Annotated in this window: 16 protein-coding genes; 5 read left to right on the top strand and 11 right to left on the bottom strand. The window is 34.7% G+C overall.

Annotation, left to right across the window (positions count from 1 at the left end; translation table 11 throughout):
- Positions 1-2 precede the first annotated feature (2 nt).
- Positions 3-1,184 (top strand): tryptophan synthase subunit beta, encoded by a 1,182-nt coding sequence (trpB, locus tag GOQ24_RS13005; protein WP_160339885.1) that lies wholly within the window; start codon positions 3-5, stop codon positions 1,182-1,184.
- Between the two features lie 84 nt (positions 1,185-1,268).
- Here trpB and fumC read toward each other — a convergent pair whose 3' ends face one another.
- Positions 1,269-2,663: a class II fumarate hydratase gene (gene fumC, locus GOQ24_RS13000; RefSeq protein ID WP_155092003.1), complete on the bottom strand. Its 1,395-nt coding sequence runs from the start codon at positions 2,661-2,663 to the stop codon at positions 1,269-1,271.
- Between the two features lie 147 nt (positions 2,664-2,810).
- On the opposite strand from fumC, the gene GOQ24_RS16515 reads away from it, so the two are divergent.
- Positions 2,811-2,987 (top strand): hypothetical protein, encoded by a 177-nt coding sequence (locus GOQ24_RS16515; protein ID WP_166520748.1) that lies wholly within the window; start codon positions 2,811-2,813, stop codon positions 2,985-2,987.
- Positions 2,988-3,376: 389 nt separating this feature from the next.
- Here the strand turns inward: GOQ24_RS16515 and GOQ24_RS12995 are convergent, their stop codons facing one another.
- On the bottom strand, positions 3,377-5,854 hold the full coding sequence (locus tag GOQ24_RS12995; protein ID WP_160339884.1) for an outer membrane beta-barrel family protein: 2,478 nt from the start codon (positions 5,852-5,854) through the stop codon (positions 3,377-3,379).
- Between the two features lie 87 nt (positions 5,855-5,941).
- The gene (arsC, locus tag GOQ24_RS12990; protein WP_155092001.1) at positions 5,942-6,283 is read right to left on the bottom strand and encodes an arsenate reductase (glutaredoxin); all 342 of its coding nucleotides are present in this window, start codon (positions 6,281-6,283) and stop codon (positions 5,942-5,944) included.
- A gap of 42 nt (positions 6,284-6,325) precedes the next feature.
- On the opposite strand from arsC, the gene GOQ24_RS12985 reads away from it, so the two are divergent.
- From GOQ24_RS12985 to glsA, 3 genes are read left to right on the top strand one after another with little or no spacing between them, the layout of a single operon-like run.
- Positions 6,326-7,231, top strand: coding sequence for a CPBP family intramembrane glutamic endopeptidase (locus tag GOQ24_RS12985; protein WP_155092000.1), 906 nt, complete (start codon positions 6,326-6,328; stop codon positions 7,229-7,231).
- 8 nt (positions 7,232-7,239) lie between these two features.
- On the top strand, positions 7,240-8,271 hold the full coding sequence (locus tag GOQ24_RS12980; RefSeq protein ID WP_160339883.1) for an AMP-binding protein: 1,032 nt from the start codon (positions 7,240-7,242) through the stop codon (positions 8,269-8,271).
- Between the two features lie 15 nt (positions 8,272-8,286).
- Positions 8,287-9,315 (top strand): glutaminase A, encoded by a 1,029-nt coding sequence (glsA, locus tag GOQ24_RS12975; protein WP_160339882.1) that lies wholly within the window; start codon positions 8,287-8,289, stop codon positions 9,313-9,315.
- A 74-nt stretch (positions 9,316-9,389) separates the two neighbouring features.
- Here glsA and GOQ24_RS12970 read toward each other — a convergent pair whose 3' ends face one another.
- The 8 genes from GOQ24_RS12970 to GOQ24_RS12935 all read right to left on the bottom strand — a co-directional run bounded on the left by GOQ24_RS12970 (position 9,390) and on the right by GOQ24_RS12935 (position 18,828).
- Positions 9,390-9,809, bottom strand: a complete 420-nt coding sequence (locus tag GOQ24_RS12970; RefSeq protein WP_155091997.1) for a nucleoside-diphosphate kinase — start codon at positions 9,807-9,809, stop codon at positions 9,390-9,392.
- Between the two features lie 91 nt (positions 9,810-9,900).
- Positions 9,901-11,097, bottom strand: a complete 1,197-nt coding sequence (pncB, locus tag GOQ24_RS12965; RefSeq protein ID WP_155091996.1) for a nicotinate phosphoribosyltransferase — start codon at positions 11,095-11,097, stop codon at positions 9,901-9,903.
- A 5-nt stretch (positions 11,098-11,102) separates the two neighbouring features.
- Positions 11,103-11,804: a hypothetical protein gene (locus GOQ24_RS12960; protein ID WP_155091995.1), complete on the bottom strand. Its 702-nt coding sequence runs from the start codon at positions 11,802-11,804 to the stop codon at positions 11,103-11,105.
- Positions 11,805-13,634, bottom strand: a complete 1,830-nt coding sequence (locus tag GOQ24_RS12955; RefSeq protein WP_155091994.1) for an ABC transporter ATP-binding protein — start codon at positions 13,632-13,634, stop codon at positions 11,805-11,807. It lies immediately after the preceding gene.
- A gap of 103 nt (positions 13,635-13,737) precedes the next feature.
- Entirely contained in the window at positions 13,738-15,465 is a 1,728-nt protein-coding gene (locus tag GOQ24_RS12950; protein WP_155091993.1) for a phospho-sugar mutase, read from the bottom strand.
- 22 nt (positions 15,466-15,487) lie between these two features.
- The gene (locus tag GOQ24_RS12945) at positions 15,488-16,444 is read right to left on the bottom strand and encodes a glycosyltransferase family 2 protein (RefSeq protein ID WP_155091992.1); all 957 of its coding nucleotides are present in this window, start codon (positions 16,442-16,444) and stop codon (positions 15,488-15,490) included.
- A gap of 24 nt (positions 16,445-16,468) precedes the next feature.
- Entirely contained in the window at positions 16,469-17,035 is a 567-nt protein-coding gene (locus GOQ24_RS12940) for a DUF4199 domain-containing protein (RefSeq protein WP_155091991.1), read from the bottom strand.
- A gap of 500 nt (positions 17,036-17,535) precedes the next feature.
- Positions 17,536-18,828, bottom strand: coding sequence for a S28 family serine protease (locus tag GOQ24_RS12935; RefSeq protein WP_243731278.1), 1,293 nt, complete (start codon positions 18,826-18,828; stop codon positions 17,536-17,538).
- Positions 18,829-19,052 lie beyond the last annotated feature (224 nt).

Below are 19,052 nucleotides of genomic sequence, written 5' to 3'. Positions count from 1 at the left end.
ATATGAAATATCAAGTAGATCAAAACGGTTTTTATGGAAATTATGGTGGAGCTTTCATTCCTGAAGCTTTACAACCTATTATTGGTCAATTGCAGAAAGAGTATATTGACATCATTAATCAAGCTGATTTTCAGGCAGAAATGCAGCAGTTACTTAAAGATTATGTAGGTAGACCCACTCCATTGTATTTTGCAGAGAATCTTTCTAAGAAGTACAATACCAAAGTATATTTAAAACGCGAGGATTTATGTCATACAGGAGCACATAAAATCAATAATACGATTGGGCAAATTTTATTGGCAAAGCGCTTGGGTAAACATAAAATTGTTGCAGAAACAGGGGCAGGTCAGCATGGAGTTGCTACAGCGACAGTTTGTGCATTAATGGGGATGGAGTGTATTGTTTTCATGGGAGCTTTAGATATTGAAAGACAAGCACCTAATGTTGCAAGAATGAAAATGTTGGGAGCAGAGGTACGTCCTGCAATGTCAGGCGCAAAAACTTTGAAAGAGGCTGTAGATGAAGCGTTGCTTTACTGGATAGAGAACCCAGATGACACTTTTTACTTGATAGGGTCAGCTGTAGGTCCACATCCTTATCCTGATATGGTAAGTCGCTTTCAATCAGTTGTTTCTGAGGAGATAAGAAAGCAGTTATTTGAGAAAGAAGGTAGAGAAACACCTGATTATGTTGTTGCTTGTGTCGGGGGTGGAAGTAATGCAGTAGGAGCTTTTTATCATTTCTTAGAAGATGAAACGGTGAATTTGGTTGTAGCTGAGGGAGGGGGAAGAAGTATTGAGGAGTTAGAAACAGCAGCTACTTCTTTTGTAGGAAAAGACGGAGTATTACACGGTAGTAAAACGCTATTTATGCAAGATGAGAATGGAGAGCCTTTAGAAGCATATTCTATCTCAGCTGGTTTAGATTATCCTGGTTTTGGACCTTTGTATTCACATATGAAAGAATTGGGTAGAGCAGAGTTTTTTGCAGTAATGGACAATGAAGCTATGCAAGCAGGTTTGAATTTGTGTAAGGATGAGGGTATTATACCTGCTATTGAGAGTTCGCATGCACTTGCTGTTTTGGATAAGAAGCAATTTAAAGAAACCGATATAGTTGTCATTAATTTATCTGGGAGAGGTGATAAAGATTTGGATAATTACAGAAGCTATTTTAATTTCTGAATGATTGAAACACATAAATAAAAGTCCTGCTTGCTAATGCAAACAGGACTTTTTGAAATAAAAATTCCCTTTTTCAAAATATTTTTATAACTCTCCAACCATTTTAGCAGGATCTACCCATTTGTCAAAGTCTTCTGGAGAAACATATCCCAAGCGAATAGCTTCTTCTTTTAAAGTAGTACCATTTTGATGTGCTGTTTGAGCAATTTCAGCGGCTTTGTAATAACCAATATGTGTGTTAAGTGCTGTCACTAACATTAAAGAGTTATCCAATAACTCAGTAATTCTTTTGTGGTTAGGTTCTATTCCCTGTGCACAGTGAATGTCAAATGATACACATGCATCTCCAATTAGTTTAGCGGATTGCAAGAAGTTTGCAGCCATAACAGGTTTAAATACATTTAACTCATATTGCCCTTGTGTACCACTGAAGCTAATCGTTACATCATTTCCAATAACTTGTGCAGCTACCATTGTGAGAGCTTCACATTGTGTAGGGTTAACTTTTCCTGGCATAATAGATGAGCCTGGTTCATTTGCAGGTATGATTATCTCTCCAATACCTGAACGAGGTCCCGAAGCAAGCATACGGATGTCATTGGCAATTTTGTACAGTGCAACAGCTAATTGTTTCAATGCACCATGTGTTTCTACAATCGCATCGTGGGAAGCTAAAGCTTCAAATTTATTAGGTGCAGTTTTAAAAGGTAAGTTTGTGAATTGAGCTATGTAAGCTGCCACTTTTGTATCATATCCTTTTGGGGTATTTAAGCCTGTTCCTACAGCTGTTCCTCCTAATGCTAATTCAGATAAATGCGATAAAGTGTTTTGTAATGCCTTTAAGCCGTAATCTAATTGTGCTACATAGCCTGAAATTTCTTGTCCAAGCGTTAGAGGAGTAGCATCCATTAAATGGGTACGACCTATTTTTACAACAGACATATATTCTTTTGCTTTTTTGTCAAGTGTATTGCGCAGTTGTGTGACTCCAGGTATTGTGTGCTCTATTACTGCTTTATAAGCTGCAATATGCATGGCCGTTGGGTAAGTGTCGTTCGATGATTGGGACTTATTTACATCGTCATTTGCCTTGATATTCTGTTCTCCTTCACCTAATTGATTTCCAGCAAGTACATGTGCGCGATTGGCTATTACTTCATTTACATTCATATTAGATTGTGTTCCAGAACCAGTTTGCCAAATAACTAAAGGAAACTGATCATTCAGTTCTCCTCTTAGAATCTCATCGCATACTGTTGCTATTCCTTCTTTTTTGTCTTGTGGTAACACACCTAAGTCATGGTTTGCAAACGCTGCTGCCTTTTTTAAGTAGGCAAATGCCTCTATAATCTCATGAGGCATTGAAGCTTCAGGTCCTATTTTAAAGTTGTTTCGAGAACGTTCTGTTTGAGCACCCCAGTATTTATCAGCAGGTACTTTTACTTCACCAATTGTGTCTTTTTCTATACGATATTTCATTTGTTATACTACTTTAGTTTGATTTCTCATAAAGGTATTAAATTATTTAGTATCATTCTAAAGTAATATTCAAAATATAAATCATTGTAGGTTTAAATCTATAAAGTACGTATATTTGGGGCTGTATATACAAAAAATTCCGGAACAATGTTTGAATTTCAACAGTATTTAGCTTTCATCATCGGTATGACTGTGATTACGATGGCTTTCTGGCTTTTAATCTTCTTAGTAGGATTTGCTTCTTACTGGGCATTTGGAGGAACTCGTGAGTTCTTAAAAGAAAAAAAAGCTAAAAGACAGCAATTGGAAGAAAGTCAAATGTAAGACTTTGATGAATTAAAAAGATAAAAGAGCTACAATAGAATTGTAGCTCTTTTTTGTTTTGCCCTGTCTTGATTGTGTTAGTTGTTGTATTTCTTTTATAGTCTGTTTGAACGATTGTAATAATTGTACTTTACTGCATTGCGTATTTAAGAGTATCAAAGCTTTCAATTAAAAAAAAGAAGCCAAAGGTAAACTTTGGCTTCTGGATTGATTATAGTTAAAGTTAGTTAGTTTTCTAAAGTCTGGAGAAAAAGATAGGGTCATTTCCTCAGCAATTAATATAACCGTATTGGTTAGGGTCTATTATTAATTTAGCGACTGCAATTTAATTTTTTTAGATTAATCACACAATGTGTTTTGAAACATTAAATTTATTCTAAATAAAACGCTTACATCATTTCCATTTCGCCATTCTCCATATTTCCTTCCCCATTTCCTCTTTGTTTTTGTCTATCGTTTTTCTTTTGATTAAAACGATAAGTGAAAGAAAGATTTATTTGTCTTCCTCTCCATTGCATTTCACTATGTGAGAAAGTCTGAGGTAAGTTTGTATCCATTTCTCTTTTTCTGGAATCAAAAATATCATTGATATTAAATGTAATAGTAGCTTTATCCTTGATGATATCTTTACTCAAAGCTAAGTTAGCAGATAGATTGCTCTTTACTCTTCCTTGTGCTGTATCATATGGCGCTCTATACATTCCGTTCATTGTCCAATCTATCTTATAAGGCAATGTGATTTTTGAACTAATGCGCGTAAACCAAGCGTATGTATTCTTGTCAAAATTCTGAGACTCTTTGTTTCCATTTAAGTCAGTGAAAGTATAATCTCCTTTCGTTTCTGTACGGTAAAAGTTGAAGTTACCATTTAGTCTCCACCATTTGTAAGGAATATAGTTTAAAGTAAAGTCAAAACCATATCTGTATTCTGTTGCTAAGTTTATTGGTGAACTAACTGTAATAGGTGTCCCATTATCAGTGGTTCCTGCAATTCTTTTTACGAATTGAAAGGTATCATCCGTTTTGTTTAAATAAGCAGAAGCACTTAATGTAAAACCTGTCCATCTTTGTGTATACCCCAAATCAAATGCATTTGTTTTTGCAGGATCTAAGTTAGGATTACCTTGAAAGAAGTTAATATTACTCGTATAGTTTGAGAAAGGATTTAAGAAAAAACCTCTTGGTCTCATGATACGCTTACTATAACTAAGAGATACATTACTTGACTCGGTAAGTTCATAGTTTAAAAAAGCACTCGGAAAGAAGTCATCGTATTTTTTATTGTTGTAATCGTTGTTTCTAAGTTGATTGACATCAATATTGCTATCTTCCCAACGCAAACCTACCATGAAGTTTAATTTGTCAGTTATCTGATCTCCATATTGAGCATAAACAGCATTAACTTGCTCTTTGTACTCCAGTGTATTTGAGATATTGTTATTGTTGATCCATTGATTATTTACTTGGTTGTAGAAGTCATAATCATTTGTTGTCTTTTTGAAGCTTCCATAATATCCAGCCTCAAAGTTACCTGTTTCTCCAATAGGTAAGGTATAATCTAATTTCACTAAACCTTGTAAGTAATCATCTTTACTATTGTTTTTTTCAAAAGTTCTAATGTTTGCAAAATCATTAATGTCTGCAATATTAGAGTCATCAGTTGACTTGTCTTGTGAGATAGTTCCTTCAATAACTAATTTATGATCGGGATTTGCGAATTTCTTTTCAAACCCAGTAGTATACTCAACACTATTTCGACTTCCAGTTTTATACTCATTTCGATCTCTTGTGTACATTAGTTCACGATCGGGATTGTAGTATTTATAGTCAACCGTGTTTGGAGCTGTAATATTGGTTCTATTTACATTAACGCTATTTGACCAAGTAAATGATGGTGTGATATAATAGTCAAGTCCAAACATTGCATTGTAGCCTTGTCTGTTTCTATTATTGTCCTTGTACTCATCAATGAATTGTGTGGTGTTACCGTGTTGGTCAAAGTATTCGTTATCGTTTACGCCATATCCTTTAGTTTTCGTATCGCGATAACCTAATGTAGTATAAAAGTTAAACTTCTCACTTCTAAGGTTGAAGTTTCCATTTAACTCATAATTTCTTGGATCCCCTAAAGTACCAGTGATATTTCCGTTAATACCTTCTGCTTTACCTTTTTTCAGTACGATATTAATTATACCTGCTCCTCCCTCAGCTTCATATCGAGCAGAAGGGTTAGTAATTACTTCTACTTTTTCAATAGATTCAGCAGACAAGATACGCATTGCTTCTTGTATATTACTTGCTAAACCAGTTGGCTTACCATCGATTAAAACTTTTACATTTTCGTTTCCTCTAAGACTAACTGCTCCTTCACTATCAACCGAGATTGAAGGTACGTTATCTAATACATCACCAGCTGTACCGCCTTTAAGAACCATGTCAGCACCAACATTATAAACTTTCTTATCGAGTTTAATGTCAACGGTAGATTTCTCTGCTATAATGACAACGCCTTCCAATACTTGCGCATCGTCGTGTACTTTTTGTACACCTATATCGGTATTGCCGTTAATAGCTACCTGATGTAACTCAATCGTTTTGAAACCGAGAAACTCAATTTTTACATAATAGTTACCGTTTGGCACATCAAAGGAAAACTTACCCTTTGCATCAGTCATTCCTCCCGATACAACGGTTTCATTTTGCTCATTTTGAGCGAAAACGCTTGCAAATTCTAAAGGTTGATTGGTACTTGCTTCAATTACTGTTCCCGTGATTGAAGATTTTTTAGAAGCCTGTGCTAATGTTGTTAGACTTGTCAGAAGGACAAACAGCATTAGCAAGGCTTTTGATGTCTTTAGTTTTTTCATTATAGTCGTTAGTTTTTACATATTCTTAGACTATAAATGCTTACTAAAGTTTAATTGGTAGGTCGTTAATATAATGTTAATATTCTACTACAGGATTTCGTGAATCTTTTCTGTAGGTCTTGCAATAACAGCTCGAGGGCCATTTACTACAATAGGTCTTTCAATTAATTTTGGATAATTAACCATAGCTTCGATTACTTCTTCGTCGCTTAAAGTTGCGTCACCAAATGTTTCTTGCCATAAACTGTCTTTAGTTCGCACAAGCTCGATTGGAGAATAGTTTAACTTCGTCAGAATAGTTTTTACATCTGTAGGAGTAAGGTCAGCATCTAAATATTTTATAATTTTGTAAGCTACACCTTGTTGCTCCATAAAAGCGATACTCTCTCGAGATTTGCTACAACGTGGATTGTGATAAATTGTAATCATAAATAGATAATTTTATATCAAATATAGTACAATTTTTGAAATATGAAATATATTGAACAATTATTGCGAAAAAAAGATAATAAAAATTCATGGCACTATTTACCGTTTTCTTTGTTTTTTTTCGGTATTATGTTCCTAAATGCTCTTTTAATTAAGTATTCGGAGGTTTCTACTAACGATGCAATAAAAATGAGTATCGAAAAATATGGTAAAAATATTAATTTCTTGATTAATATTTTACCAATGGCTGTATTGCTTGTATTTTTATTGGGTTGGGTGCGAATTTTTCATCAACAATCTATTTTGTCCTTAACTACAGCACGCTCACAAGTGGATTGGAAACGCGTTTTACATGGATTCTGTATTTGGTCTGTGATAACATTAGTTTTTATCGGGATTGCTATTATTAGCTCCCCAAAGGATTATGAATTAACATTTAATGCGAGTGCATTCTTTCCTTTTTTATTTATTGCACTTTTGTTAATTCCTTTACAGACAAGCTTTGAAGAATTCTTAATGAGAGGTTACCTAATGCAAGGTATAGGTTTAGCGACTAAGAGTAGAGCAGTTGCATTATGTACTACTTCCATTATATTTGGGTTAATGCACCTGGCAAATCCTGAAGTAGAACAATTGGGATACGGTATTATGATATTTTATATAGGTATGGGCTTCTTCTTCGGTATTATGACTTTGATGGATGATGGAATTGAATTGGCTCTTGGATTTCACGCAGCAAATAATATTATAGGAGCTTTGCTATTAACTTCAAATTGGACTGCATTTCAAACAAATTCCATCTTTTTAGATGTAAGCGAACAGCCCACTATATCTTATTTGGAGACTTTTATTCAGATTGGTATTGTCTTACCTTTGGTATTGTTTTATTTGGGGAAGAAATACAAATGGAATAATTGGACAGGACGTCTTTTTGGACGTATAAAATAAAAGATTAAATGAGAAATTATATACATCCGCACTTTAGGTTAAATGGGCATAAATTCAACTTTATTGAGGAATTGCGCTCCTATGGAGGTGAATTATTGCTTTCTGATGAAGAACACCTAATCGATTTAGGAACTTTAATCGTTTCTTGGTTTGATGAAAAAGAATATGTTGAATTAACTACTTCGGGTACGACCGGACCTCCTAAAGTCATCCAAATTCGAAAGGAGTCAATGATTAATTCGGCTAAAGCAACAGGTACTTTCTTTGGCATAGGTGAAGGTTCGAAGGCACTATTGTGCATGTCAACTAAATACGTAGGAGGAAAGTTAATGTTAATTCGGTCTTTGATTTTAGGATGGGAGTTAGATTTTGTAAAACCTACATCAAGTCCTTTATTAGGTAATGTAAAGACCTATGATTTTGTTGCAATGGTTCCTATGCAAGTAGAGCATTCTTTAAAAGAATTGTCTAAGGTTAAAACGATTATTATTGGTGGAGCGAAGGTTAGTCAAACATTAAAAGACAAGCTTAAAGGTGTTGAAACGAAAGTTTATGAAACTTATGGGATGACAGAAACAGTTACCCATATAGCAGCAAAACTCATCGAAGAGGATTGCTTTACAGCATTACCTCATGCACAGATTACGGTAGATGAGCGCAAGTGTTTGGTCATTAAGGCCCCTGCTGTGTCAGAAAATCTTGTCGTAACAAATGACATTGTAGAAATAATAGGTGATAGGCAGTTTGTTTGGTGTGGTAGGTTTGACAATGTGATAAATAGCGGTGGTGTTAAATTATTCCCAGAACAAATCGAAGAGAAGTTGTCAAAGAGGATTCCTTATCGTTTCTTTGTAGCAGCTAAGGAAGATGATTATTTAGGTAATAAGTTAGTCTTAGTAATTGAAAGTGAGCCTTATACTTTGCCAGAGGACGTGTTTTGTGATTTACATCGATTTGAGAAACCGAAAGAAGTTCAGTTTGTCAATGCGTTTGTAGAAACAGGATCAGGTAAAGTAAAAAGGAAAGAGAATATTAAATAAAATTGGTTTAGGTAAATGAAAAGAAACGGTTTTTGTAATGCAGTATTAAGCTTAATTATTGCGTGTTTGGTATCGTTTGGTAATACTGCTTATGCAAAGCGAATTATTCAAAAAGGGGATGCTACAAATTTGATAACTGAGAAGATGCTCTCAGATATATTAGAAAAAAATAGGACCTATTGTACAAAAGGAATTGTGGCTGACTATATTCCTGAGTTAGGGAAAATGGATGCAAGAGCGATTGCTTTTTCTGTTGTAAAACCCAATGGTGAGGTAATTAGCGTTGGAGATACTCAGAAGAAGTTTACGATTCAGAGTATATCAAAGATAATCTCTCTCATGGTGGCTGTAGAAGAAATGGGAGAAAAAGAGATATTCGATCGCATGGGCTATTATGGTACTGATAAGCCGTTTAATCATTACGCTAATCTTGAAACACAGGGAAAACCATTAAACCCTATGATGAATGCAGGTGCAATATTGACTACAGCTTTAATCGATGGTGAAGGAGATATTCCCTTGCAGAAAATTCTTGACGTGGTGCGCTATATAACCAAAGACGATACAGTTACTTTTAGTGAAACTGTGTATATGTCAGAGAAGGAAACAGGGCATCGCAATAGAGGTATCTTTTATCTTTTAAAGAATAATGGGTTAGTAGAAGGAGAAGAAGATAAATTAGATAACTATTTTAAGCAGTGTTCTATCGAAGTTACTTCTGAACATTTAGCGAAGATAGGTTATTTCTTTGCGAACCAATGTGTGAGATTTGACGGAGATACTAAGTATAAGAGCTCAGAGATGTCTAAGTTAATTCAATCTCAGATGTTGATTGCAGGAATGTATGAATCGAGTGGAGAATATGCCAGAACTGTAGGTCTTCCAAGTAAATCAGGAGTAGGTGGGGGAATTGTTGTCAGTGTACCTGGTAGAATTGGCATTGGGACATTTAGTCCGAGTTTGGATCCACAAGGAAACTCTGTTGCAGGATATCACATGATTTTAGACTTAGTAAATCAACTCGACTTGAGTTTATTCAAATAACATTAAGAGATATAAAGAAAAGGGGCTAATCTTAGATTAGCCCCTTTTTTAATTGTATCAGTAGATACTAATGCTTAGAATTGCTCTCTTCCTGAGAAGTGGAAAGCAGACTCGATAGCAGCGTTCTCGTCGCTATCTGATCCGTGTACAGCATTTTCTCCAATTGATTTAGCATATTTTTTACGGATTGTTCCTTCTGCAGCTTCAGCTGGGTTAGTAGCTCCGATTAATTTTCTAAAATCTTCTACAGCGTTGTCTTTTTCTAAGATAGCTGCTACGATTGGACCTCTTGACATAAATTCAACCAATTCTCCGTAGAAAGGTCTTTCGCTGTGTACTTCGTAGAATTTTTGAGCGTCTCTAACAGTTAATTGAGTTAACTTCATAGATACGATTTTAAATCCTGCTTCAGTAATCATGTTGATGATTCCTCCGATGTGACCTGCCTCTACAGCATCAGGTTTGATCATTGTAAAAGTTCTGTTCGTTGCCATTATATTCTATTTAAATTTGTTGCAAAAATAGTCTTTTATAAATAAAAGTGTGATAGTTAACTTATATTTATTTTTTAAATTTTTGTAAATATTAGTTTTGTATAGGAATATCTAATAATCGCTGTGCTAATTCAATCATTTCTGGCGTTCCTGTGTGTTTTTTTGGTTCATCTGATAATTTGACAACATCAGTCCAATGTCCTCCTTCAGGAAGTGCTTGGGTCATTTTGATAACAATATTCATTGCCTTTAACCCCACATCATTAGTAAAATCTGTCCCGATGCCAAACGACATGCCAATTTTTCCTTTGCAGTGTTTTGCAATGCGTTCCACTTTTTCTGGATTTAATCCATCAGAGAAAATGATTGTTTTAGATAGGGGGTCGATATTAAGACTTTTATAATGAGCGATGACAAGATCTGCAAATTCTAATGGATCACCGCTATCGTGTCTAACACCATCAAATAACTTTGCAAATTTTCTGTCAAATTGTTCGAAGAAAACTTTGCTTGTATAGGTATCTGTTAATGCTATGCCAAGATCTCCTCTGTAAGTATCAACCCAATGTTCTAATCCCATCGAGTTAGCCATTTTGAAGCCGTATTTAGCAGCGTGGAACATAAACCATTCATGAGCATGTGTGCCAATTGGTTTGGTCCCATATTTCATAGCTAAATGAACGTTAGATGTTCCTATAAACGAGCCCGAACCATATTTTTGTAAGGTCTCTACTACAATTTGATGTACAGTATAGGAGTGTCTTCTGCGTGTACCAAACTCGGCAATCGTTATTCCCAGTTTTTTATAATTTTCTATTTTCGTGCGTGTTGTCTCTACAATCTGTGCAGCAGAGTGACGCTCGTTATTAGTCATTCGGTAGTATATTTCACAGATAAGTGACATTAAAGGTACTTCCCATAGAATAGTTCTATACCAATAACCTTTGATACTTACTTGTAAATCTTCTCCTTCTTGTTTAATCTCTATTTCAGAAGGATCGTAGTGATAACCTTGCAAAAAGTCTAAATAGGTAGGGTCAAGGTACGGACAAGTAGCTTGTAGAAAGGCTTTTTCAGCTTTAGTAAGCTTTAATTTAGCCATTTCATCTACTGCTGCTTTTAGTGCATCTCCGAATCCTGGTGGGTATTTGTGTTCTCCTCGGTTAATGAAAATATAAGAAGCCTTTGCAAAAGGGAATTGTTTAATAGCAGCGTACTGCATCGTAAACTTATAAAAGTCATTGTCTAAAATAGAAGTGATGACTTGGTTAGTATTTGCTGTTTCCATAGTTTTTATATTAAAATATCACTCTCTAAATCAGATTTTTCTACATCAAATTGAAAGTGGAGTTTCTCCATTAATTCTAATACAAGTTTTTTGTACCAGTTTTCTGATTTAGGATGTATATATATTTTTTCTATTAAGTGATTAATATCCACATTAATCTTAATTCCTTCATTCACGCATTTATCCAAATGAGAAACATCAGTCAACACTCTCACTTCTTTTTCATATTGAAAGCTTTTTCGCTTAAACAAAAAGGGAAAGAAATCGTCTTCAAAAGGAATGTACTCTTTTTTATAATCGATATAATGTACTTCTCCAATAAACTGATCAGCTCTATTTTCTACGGCTAATGCTTTCTGCAGCCTGCCGATAGTGGATTGAATAGCTAATCCCTCACTGTTTTTAGTGAAGATTTGCCACATAGCAAAGGATTCGTATTCGTTAATATGCCAACTGCTAATCACAATGTTTTTTCTGCGTTGCTTATATTGATCTAAGAAAGCAGGGTTGTCATGACTAATGCGCTTGATTTCTTCAAATGTAGGTTCACTAAAAGTCCCTTCATACTGATCTTCAAATTTATCAGAGCGCGACATAAACATCTTATTAGACAACAAGAGATCTAAAAACTTAGACAAGTCCATGTATTTCCAAATGACTGTATTTGGATCAGCAGGGAGCTTTATATTCTTGTTTGGTACGTACATTTAATCTAATGTTTGTAAAGATACTAATTTAGAGTAAGTTCCATTGTTATTCAATAATTGTTCATGTGAACCTTGCTCAACAATTCTTCCCTTTTGCATTACGACAATATGATCTGCATTTTGAATGGTAGATAATCGGTGAGCTATAACAATCGACGTTCTGTTTTTCATCATATTTTCCAATGCAATTTGTACCAATTTTTCACTTTCTGTATCCAGCGCTGAAGTAGCTTCATCTAAGATCATGATTGGTGGGTTCTTCAAGACTGCACGCGCAATAGAAAGGCGTTGTTTCTGTCCTCCAGATAATTTGTTTCCAGAATCTCCAATATTGGTTTCTATTCCTTTTGGTAGTTCACTTACAAACTCATAAGCATTGGCTACTTTAAGTGCTTCGATAATTTCTTGATCCGTAGCATCTTGTTTACCCAACTTTAAGTTGTTTTTAATGGTATCGTTAAACAAAATACTGTCTTGAGTTACTAAACCAATTAGATCTCTTAAATCCTCCATATCAAGATCGCGGATATCTGTATTGTCAATTTTAATAGTCCCTTCATTGATGTCCCAGAAGCGAGTCAGCAAATTGGCAATTGTACTTTTACCACTTCCAGATTGTCCTACTAATGCAACTGATTTTCCCTTTTGAATGTTTAAGCTAAAATCTTGTAAAACATTCTCATCTTCATATTTAAAAGAGATGTTATCGACAGTAATTTGCTGATCAAAGCTCTTTTTACTTATGGCATTGTCCTTACTTGTAATAGGGTTCTTTTCTTCTAATATCTGCAATACACGCTCTGCGGCTGCATCTCCTCTTTTTAGGGAGTAGGATGCTTTTGACATTGCTTTGGCAGGAGTAAGGATGTTATAAGCCATACCGATATAAGCAATAAAAGAAGCACTTGTCAATGTTCCTTCTCCTAAAACCAAATGCCCTCCATAAACTAATAATACGGCAATGGTTACAATACCTAAAAACTCACTTAACGGTGATGATAGGTTTTGGCGATTGAGTATAGTATTGTTTAACTCATAGAAAGACTGTGTCGAATCTTGAAACTTTTTATTGAATGTTTTTTCAGAGTTAAAACTCTTGATGACCTTTAATCCAGCTAATGATTCTTCTATAATAGACAAAAAGTACCCTTGTTCTTCAGAAGCTTTTTGTGAACTTTTCTTCAGTGTTTTCCCTACTTTAGAGATAATAATTCCCGAAACAGGAACAAAGATGAAAACGAATATTGTCAATTCTGTACTGATAGCAAACATGGCGATAATTGTAAATACAATTGTCAAAGGCTCTCTTACTAATACCTCTAAAATAGACAAGAAAGAGTGTTGAATCTCTAATACATCAGAAGTTATTCTTGAAATCACGTCACCTTTTCTTTTCTCAGAGAAGAAAGATAGGGGTAGTTCCAATGACTTTTTGTACATCGCATTTCGAATGTCTTTTAATACTCCATTTCGCAAGAAGGTTATGAAGTACATTGCCCAATAGTTGAATAAGTTTTTCAACAAGAATAGGGAGATAATCACTGCTGCCATGATCATTAACGTATTCTGCGCACCGTGCTCTGAAGAATGTTGTGTAATGAAATAAGACATATAGTCTTCTAAGTATTCTTTTGCATGACCCAGTGTAGTATAGACTGGTTTTTCAGTTATTTTCTTTTCATCTCCAAACAAGACTGTCATCATGGGAATTAATGCCACAAAAGACAGTGCACTGAATAAGGCATATAGAATGTTAAAGAAAATGTTTAGATACGCATAAGACTTATATGGCTTCGCGAAGTAAATTATCTTTTTGAAATACTCGTTCATATTTATTGTTTGTAAAAAAGCAAAAATAAAGAAAAAAGACTGGTAATGCTACCAGTCTTTCTTTTATATTGAAATATGTGTTTTACACACTGTATAAAGCTTGTTAACTCAATTTCATCTCTTTGATGATATCTTGAATTTTTTGGTCTAAAACCTTTTCTGTCGCTTTTACTTTGTCTAAACTTTCTAACGGTTCGTTTACACTGAAGTAGAATTTGATTTTAGGTTCAGTACCACTTGGTCGAGCAGCAATCTTAGTTCCATCTTCAAGGTAGTAAATAAGTACGTTCGATTTAGGAACATTGATTTTCTCTACTTCTCCTGTGATGATATTTTTAGCTTCGCTACTTTGGTAATCTTCCACGCAAACAACACGTTGTCCGATGATTTCGTGTAGAGGATTTTCTCTTAAATCCACCATCATTTGTTTGATTTCCTCAGCACCTGAAATACCTTTTTTTACAAGGGCAATAAGGTGTTCTTTGTAGAAGTGGTTATCGATGTACAGATTCATTAATTCTTTGTAGAAAGAGCTTCCAGCAGCTTTAGCTGTTGCAGCAATCTCACAAGCTAATAAAGTAGAGGCAACTGCGTCTTTATCGCGAACAGCATCTCCTACCATATATCCAAAGCTTTCTTCACCTCCTCCAATGAATTTTTGATCAGCGCATTCGTTGATGAATTTAGCAATCCATTTGAATCCAGTTAATCCTACTTTGCATTCTACACCATAGCTTTCTGCTAAATCTAACATCATAGGAGTAGAAACGATTGTAGAACCAATGAACTCATTGCCTTTAAATCCTTTATTTCGCTTCCATTGCTCCAATAAGAACCCTGTTAATACAACGTTAGTTTGGTTTCCGTTTAGCAAGATCATTTTACCATCCAAGTCGCGTACTGCTATTCCAATACGGTCAGAGTCAGGGTCAGTACCGATAACGATATCAGCATCTTTTTCGTCTGCTAATTTAAGTGCCATTGTCAATGCTTCTGGCTCTTCTGGGTTTGGTGATTTTACAGTAGGGAAGTCTCCATTAGGTTCAGCTTGTTCTTTTACGATGTAAACATTTTTATATCCCGCTGTTTCTAATGTGCGAGGAATTAACTTAATTGAAGTACCGTGTAGTGATGTATAAGCAATTTTTAGACCGTCTTTTGCACTTTGAGGTGTGTTAAAACTTGCATTTTCAATTGTTGATTTAATAAATGCTTGATCTAATTCTTCACCTACATAGGTAAGTAGAGCGTCATTGCCTTTAAAGTTAATTTGCTCGTAAGTTAATTTATTGATTTCGTTTATTACAGCAGCATCGTGTGGAGGAACAATTTGCGCTCCATCTTGCCAATAAACTTTATATCCATTATATTCAGGAGGGTTGTGAGAGGCAGTCAATACAATACCTGCATTACATCCATAGTGTCTTACAGCAAAAGAAAGTTCAGGAGTTGGTCGCATTTCACCGAATAAGTACACTTTAATACCATTCGCTGTGAATACATCAGCTACTACTTTTGCTAAATCTTGACTATTGTGACGGCAGTCAAAATTAATAGCAACTTTCCATTCTTGGTTAGGGAACGATTGTTTGATATAGTTTGAAAGACCCTGTGTGTTTTTACCTAAAGTGTATTTGTTGATGCGGTTTGTACCTACACCCATAATACCTCTCATTCCACCAGTACCAAACTCTAAGTTTTTGTAAAAACTGTCTTTTAAAAGAGCAGCATCAGTGTCAATCATTTTTTGAACAGTACCCTGAGTTTCTGAGTCAAAAGGAGCTTTTAGCCATTGCTCCGCTTTTTCTAAGATTTCTTTTTCTACTTGCATAATAAGTAATTTTTAGTGTTTACTATAAACCGCTTGTTTCGGCGATTTTATATCTACTAATGTTTGATTTATTTTTTAATATCATTTCCCCAATGAATCCAGCTAAGAACAATTGCGTACCTATAACCATCGTCGTTAGAGAAATGTAGAACCAAGGATCTTGTGTCACCAAAATAGCTGGTTCGCCCATGTATAATTTGTATAGCTTACGCGCTCCAATGATGAAAGCAGCGATAAATCCTATGCCAAACATTATCACGCCATTAGCACCAAAAAAGTGCATTGGCCTTTTACCAAATTTAGACAAAAACCAGATAGTTATCAAATCTAAAAAGCCATTTATAAAACGACTCATACCAAATTTAGTCGTTCCATATTTTCGAGCTTGATGTATTACTACCTTTTCTCCAATTTTAGTAAAACCTTCGTTTTTAGCTAAAACAGGGATGTAGCGATGCATCTCACCAGAAACTTCAATATTCTTGACAACTTCGTTTTTATATGCCTTTAAACCACAATTAAAATCATTTAATTTGACTCCAGAAGTTTGACGGGCAGCCCAGTTAAATAATTTGGAGGGTAAGTTTTTTGAAATGACAGAATCATATCTCTTTTTCTTCCAGCCTGATACTAAGTGATATCCCTCTTGTGTAATCATCTTGTACAATTCAGGGATTTCATCCGGACTGTCTTGTAAGTCTGCATCCATTGTGATAACAACCTCTCCTTCGGCTTGTGCAAATCCAGCGTGCAATGCTTGTGATTTACCAAAGTTACGTTGAAATCGTATTCCCTTTATATGAGAATCGTCATGTGATATGTCAGAAATTATTTTCCAAGAGTCATCTGTACTGCCATCATCGATAAAAAGTACTTCATACGAAAAGTTGTTTTTCTGCATGACTTTAGTTATCCACGCATATAACTCAGGCAGCGATTCTGCTTCGTTTAACAGTGGTATGACAATGGATAGATTCATAGGAAAAGCGTATTTATTTGACGATTATTGTTGAGGTTTATTTTCTTCAGCTGTCGTAGTAGGTTGCGTGAATTCTGACTTGTTTCTAAAGACAGCAGCAAGCAAGAAACCTAAAATACTATTTATAACAATGTGTATTGCCCACATTGATAAAGTGGATTTAGGAGAAAATTGGTCTAAATTTTTAGCTGCCTCTATCTGCTCGTTAATTTGGTCTTGTGGAATTTCTAAGTTTGTAAGCGTTTCGATTTGCATTTCCATCATAATCTGGCGCAAAGTATCGTTAGCTGAAGGATCAACTACATTGAATAATACCACTAATAGGAGATATTTTACTGTTATTCCAATGGCAATCGAAATAAAATAAGGTGTAAAAGCTTCTCTAAAGGTAACGAATCCACCTGCTTTTCTTCTCGCCATAAAGATCGTTATGACACCAATAATAATGAAAAAGGCAATATTAACCATTCCGATTATCTTATTGGCAAATAACGTTACATCTGTAAAAAATAAGGCACAATTAAAGATGATATAATAAATGGATAAAATAATTCCAAATTGTATTCCTACTTTATTTAGGGGATTTTTCATTGTGAGTATTAAATGTTATAAGACACAAATATAGTAAAATAACCCTTTTGGAATGGTATCTAATGGGAGTTTGTTAACACATTATCCTCGGTTTATTTTATTGTACTTAGCTCTGAACATTTTAGGTGAGGTATATTTGAAATATTGCAGTTGTGCACCTATGTCTGGTAAGTAAACGGTTGTTTTTTTGCTAAAGTACTACAACAGAGAGGTAGCTATGTGTTTATTCCTGTTTTTTCTTAAGTAAAGACTGTTTTTAGTTTGTTAGATAGATCAATCACGTAAGATTAAATATTGATTCATCACGGGGATTTTTGGATAGGTTTTCTCTGTTTTTTGCAAAGTTTCCTGTAATCTTTGTGTTATAGTACAAGTGGTTTTAGTTTTCTGTCAAGCATCCTTTTATTTTTCTATTTTTGAATAAACAGCGAATATTAAAAACCTAAAAGTGCCTTTCTCTACTTAGTAGAGAAAGGCACTTTTAGGTTTATTTCTTCAAGTTATTTTACTGGTTTTAATCCTGTCATTTTTTCTAACGTAGTGAAGAACTGTGTTCTCATCTCTGGAGTCATATTCTTCACACGTGCTTGCCCATGATCCTTCTTAGGAAGTACGTAAGATTTAGAATTGACCTTAGCACTTGGTACTACCATAGAAGCACTCCATGTATCTGTCTCACCATATACATAGATAATGTTATTCGCATCGTTCTCTAACCATGTTTTCACTTTTTGGATTAGTGCATCGTTAAAGTTATTATATGTAGTTCCTTCAGGCATAAAGGTAGCTAATGGGTTAGATGTAAAGCTCACGTATTTCTTGAATGGAGTGATGTCATAGCCATAATAGCCTAATTGCGTTCCAGACTGATAATAGTGAGATTCGTATCGCTTAATCGTTTGATCACTAAAGAAGTCTATATTACTCACACTAAGGAAGTGTTCTGTCAACTCATCAATGTTTTTTGTATTAGGGAATGTAGCACAGGAGTGACCACTTTGCCAGAATCCGAAGCTGTATTCTAATACTGCGTATTCAAAAGCTTTTTCTAAAGAACCTAAATAGCTAAAAGTCAGTTTAGCTCCTTTAGCATACCATTTAAGCTTTTCTATAATCTGTGTTTTATTTTCAAATAGTTTTACCTGGATATTGTAGATTTTGTCTCTGCATGATTTGTCTCCCACATTTGCTAAAAATGGATAGATACGAGGCTCTTCTAATGCTTGGTTAAAAGGAGCTACATAAGGAATCGCTACGTCTACATCATTAGGATAAAAGTATTTATAGTAGATGCTAGTCTGTCCACCTTTGCTAATACCTGTACTGATCCATTTATTGTTTGTATAGATTTCTTTAAACAGTTGGTTGATCTCATGTAAGTCAGCTGTTACTTGTTCCATAGTAAGATACTGCCATGGTTTGCCTTCAGGGATAGACTCTCCGAAGAATCTGTGTTCTATATTTAGATAGTTACTTTCTAAGTAACCTACCATTTCGCTAGCTCTAACGTATAGGTCATAACCGTTAGTCTCCATAATCATAGGGTGGTCAAAATCCCTATGATAAAAGTGTACTTTCTGATCAAAGTATCCTTTAGAGGGATCTGTGTGATCTACTTGTTGTCTTACTCTAAGTTCATACAATAGATAAGAGTCATCTTTAGATTCCAGTTGTTTAAAGGTTACATTCTTTAAATTGTAGAGTGCTTGCTCTATTTTCTTTTGGTCTGGATGAGCTACTGCTACCATTGTAATAAGTAGCAACAATAGTGTAATTAATTTTTTAAACATCATAAATGGTTTGGTTGATTCCTCAAATATATCATTGTTAATCAATAGGTGAAAATATAGAGGAATAAAAGATTCGAATTAAGCTTGACAAGAGTGATATTTAGACGAAGAAAGGCAATATAAAAACCCGTTGTGCATTATGATTAAGTAATAAAAAAAGTTGTCCATGCTTACAATAAGCAGTAAATTTAAGATCCTACCCAAAAATTCACCTATGGACAACTTGC

Source organism: Myroides sp. LoEW2-1, assembly GCF_009767705.1.
In the GTDB taxonomy this organism is placed as follows: Bacteria; Bacteroidota; Bacteroidia; order Flavobacteriales; family Flavobacteriaceae; genus Flavobacterium; species Flavobacterium album_A.
The sequence above is the reverse complement of the archived record's forward strand: the minus strand, read 5'-3'. Positions and strand labels throughout refer to the sequence as shown.

Bases quoted from the DNA above. Each gene is read 5' to 3' on its own strand.
- trpB (WP_160339885.1), top strand. From the start codon at position 3: ATGAAATATCAAGTAGATCAAAACGGTTTTTATGGAAATTATGGTGGA.
- fumC (WP_155092003.1), bottom strand. From the start codon at position 2,663: ATGAAATATCGTATAGAAAAAGACACAATTGGTGAAGTAAAAGTACCT.
- GOQ24_RS16515 (WP_166520748.1), top strand. From the start codon at position 2,811: ATGTTTGAATTTCAACAGTATTTAGCTTTCATCATCGGTATGACTGTG.
- GOQ24_RS12995 (WP_160339884.1), bottom strand. From the start codon at position 5,854: ATGAAAAAACTAAAGACATCAAAAGCCTTGCTAATGCTGTTTGTCCTT.
- arsC (WP_155092001.1), bottom strand. From the start codon at position 6,283: ATGATTACAATTTATCACAATCCACGTTGTAGCAAATCTCGAGAGAGT.
- GOQ24_RS12985 (WP_155092000.1), top strand. From the start codon at position 6,326: ATGAAATATATTGAACAATTATTGCGAAAAAAAGATAATAAAAATTCA.
- GOQ24_RS12980 (WP_160339883.1), top strand. From the start codon at position 7,240: ATGAGAAATTATATACATCCGCACTTTAGGTTAAATGGGCATAAATTC.
- glsA (WP_160339882.1), top strand. From the start codon at position 8,287: ATGAAAAGAAACGGTTTTTGTAATGCAGTATTAAGCTTAATTATTGCG.
- GOQ24_RS12970 (WP_155091997.1), bottom strand. From the start codon at position 9,809: ATGGCAACGAACAGAACTTTTACAATGATCAAACCTGATGCTGTAGAG.
- pncB (WP_155091996.1), bottom strand. From the start codon at position 11,097: ATGGAAACAGCAAATACTAACCAAGTCATCACTTCTATTTTAGACAAT.
- GOQ24_RS12960 (WP_155091995.1), bottom strand. From the start codon at position 11,804: ATGTACGTACCAAACAAGAATATAAAGCTCCCTGCTGATCCAAATACA.
- GOQ24_RS12955 (WP_155091994.1), bottom strand. From the start codon at position 13,634: ATGAACGAGTATTTCAAAAAGATAATTTACTTCGCGAAGCCATATAAG.
- GOQ24_RS12950 (WP_155091993.1), bottom strand. From the start codon at position 15,465: ATGCAAGTAGAAAAAGAAATCTTAGAAAAAGCGGAGCAATGGCTAAAA.
- GOQ24_RS12945 (WP_155091992.1), bottom strand. From the start codon at position 16,444: ATGAATCTATCCATTGTCATACCACTGTTAAACGAAGCAGAATCGCTG.
- GOQ24_RS12940 (WP_155091991.1), bottom strand. From the start codon at position 17,035: ATGAAAAATCCCCTAAATAAAGTAGGAATACAATTTGGAATTATTTTA.
- GOQ24_RS12935 (WP_243731278.1), bottom strand. From the start codon at position 18,828: ATGATGTTTAAAAAATTAATTACACTATTGTTGCTACTTATTACAATG.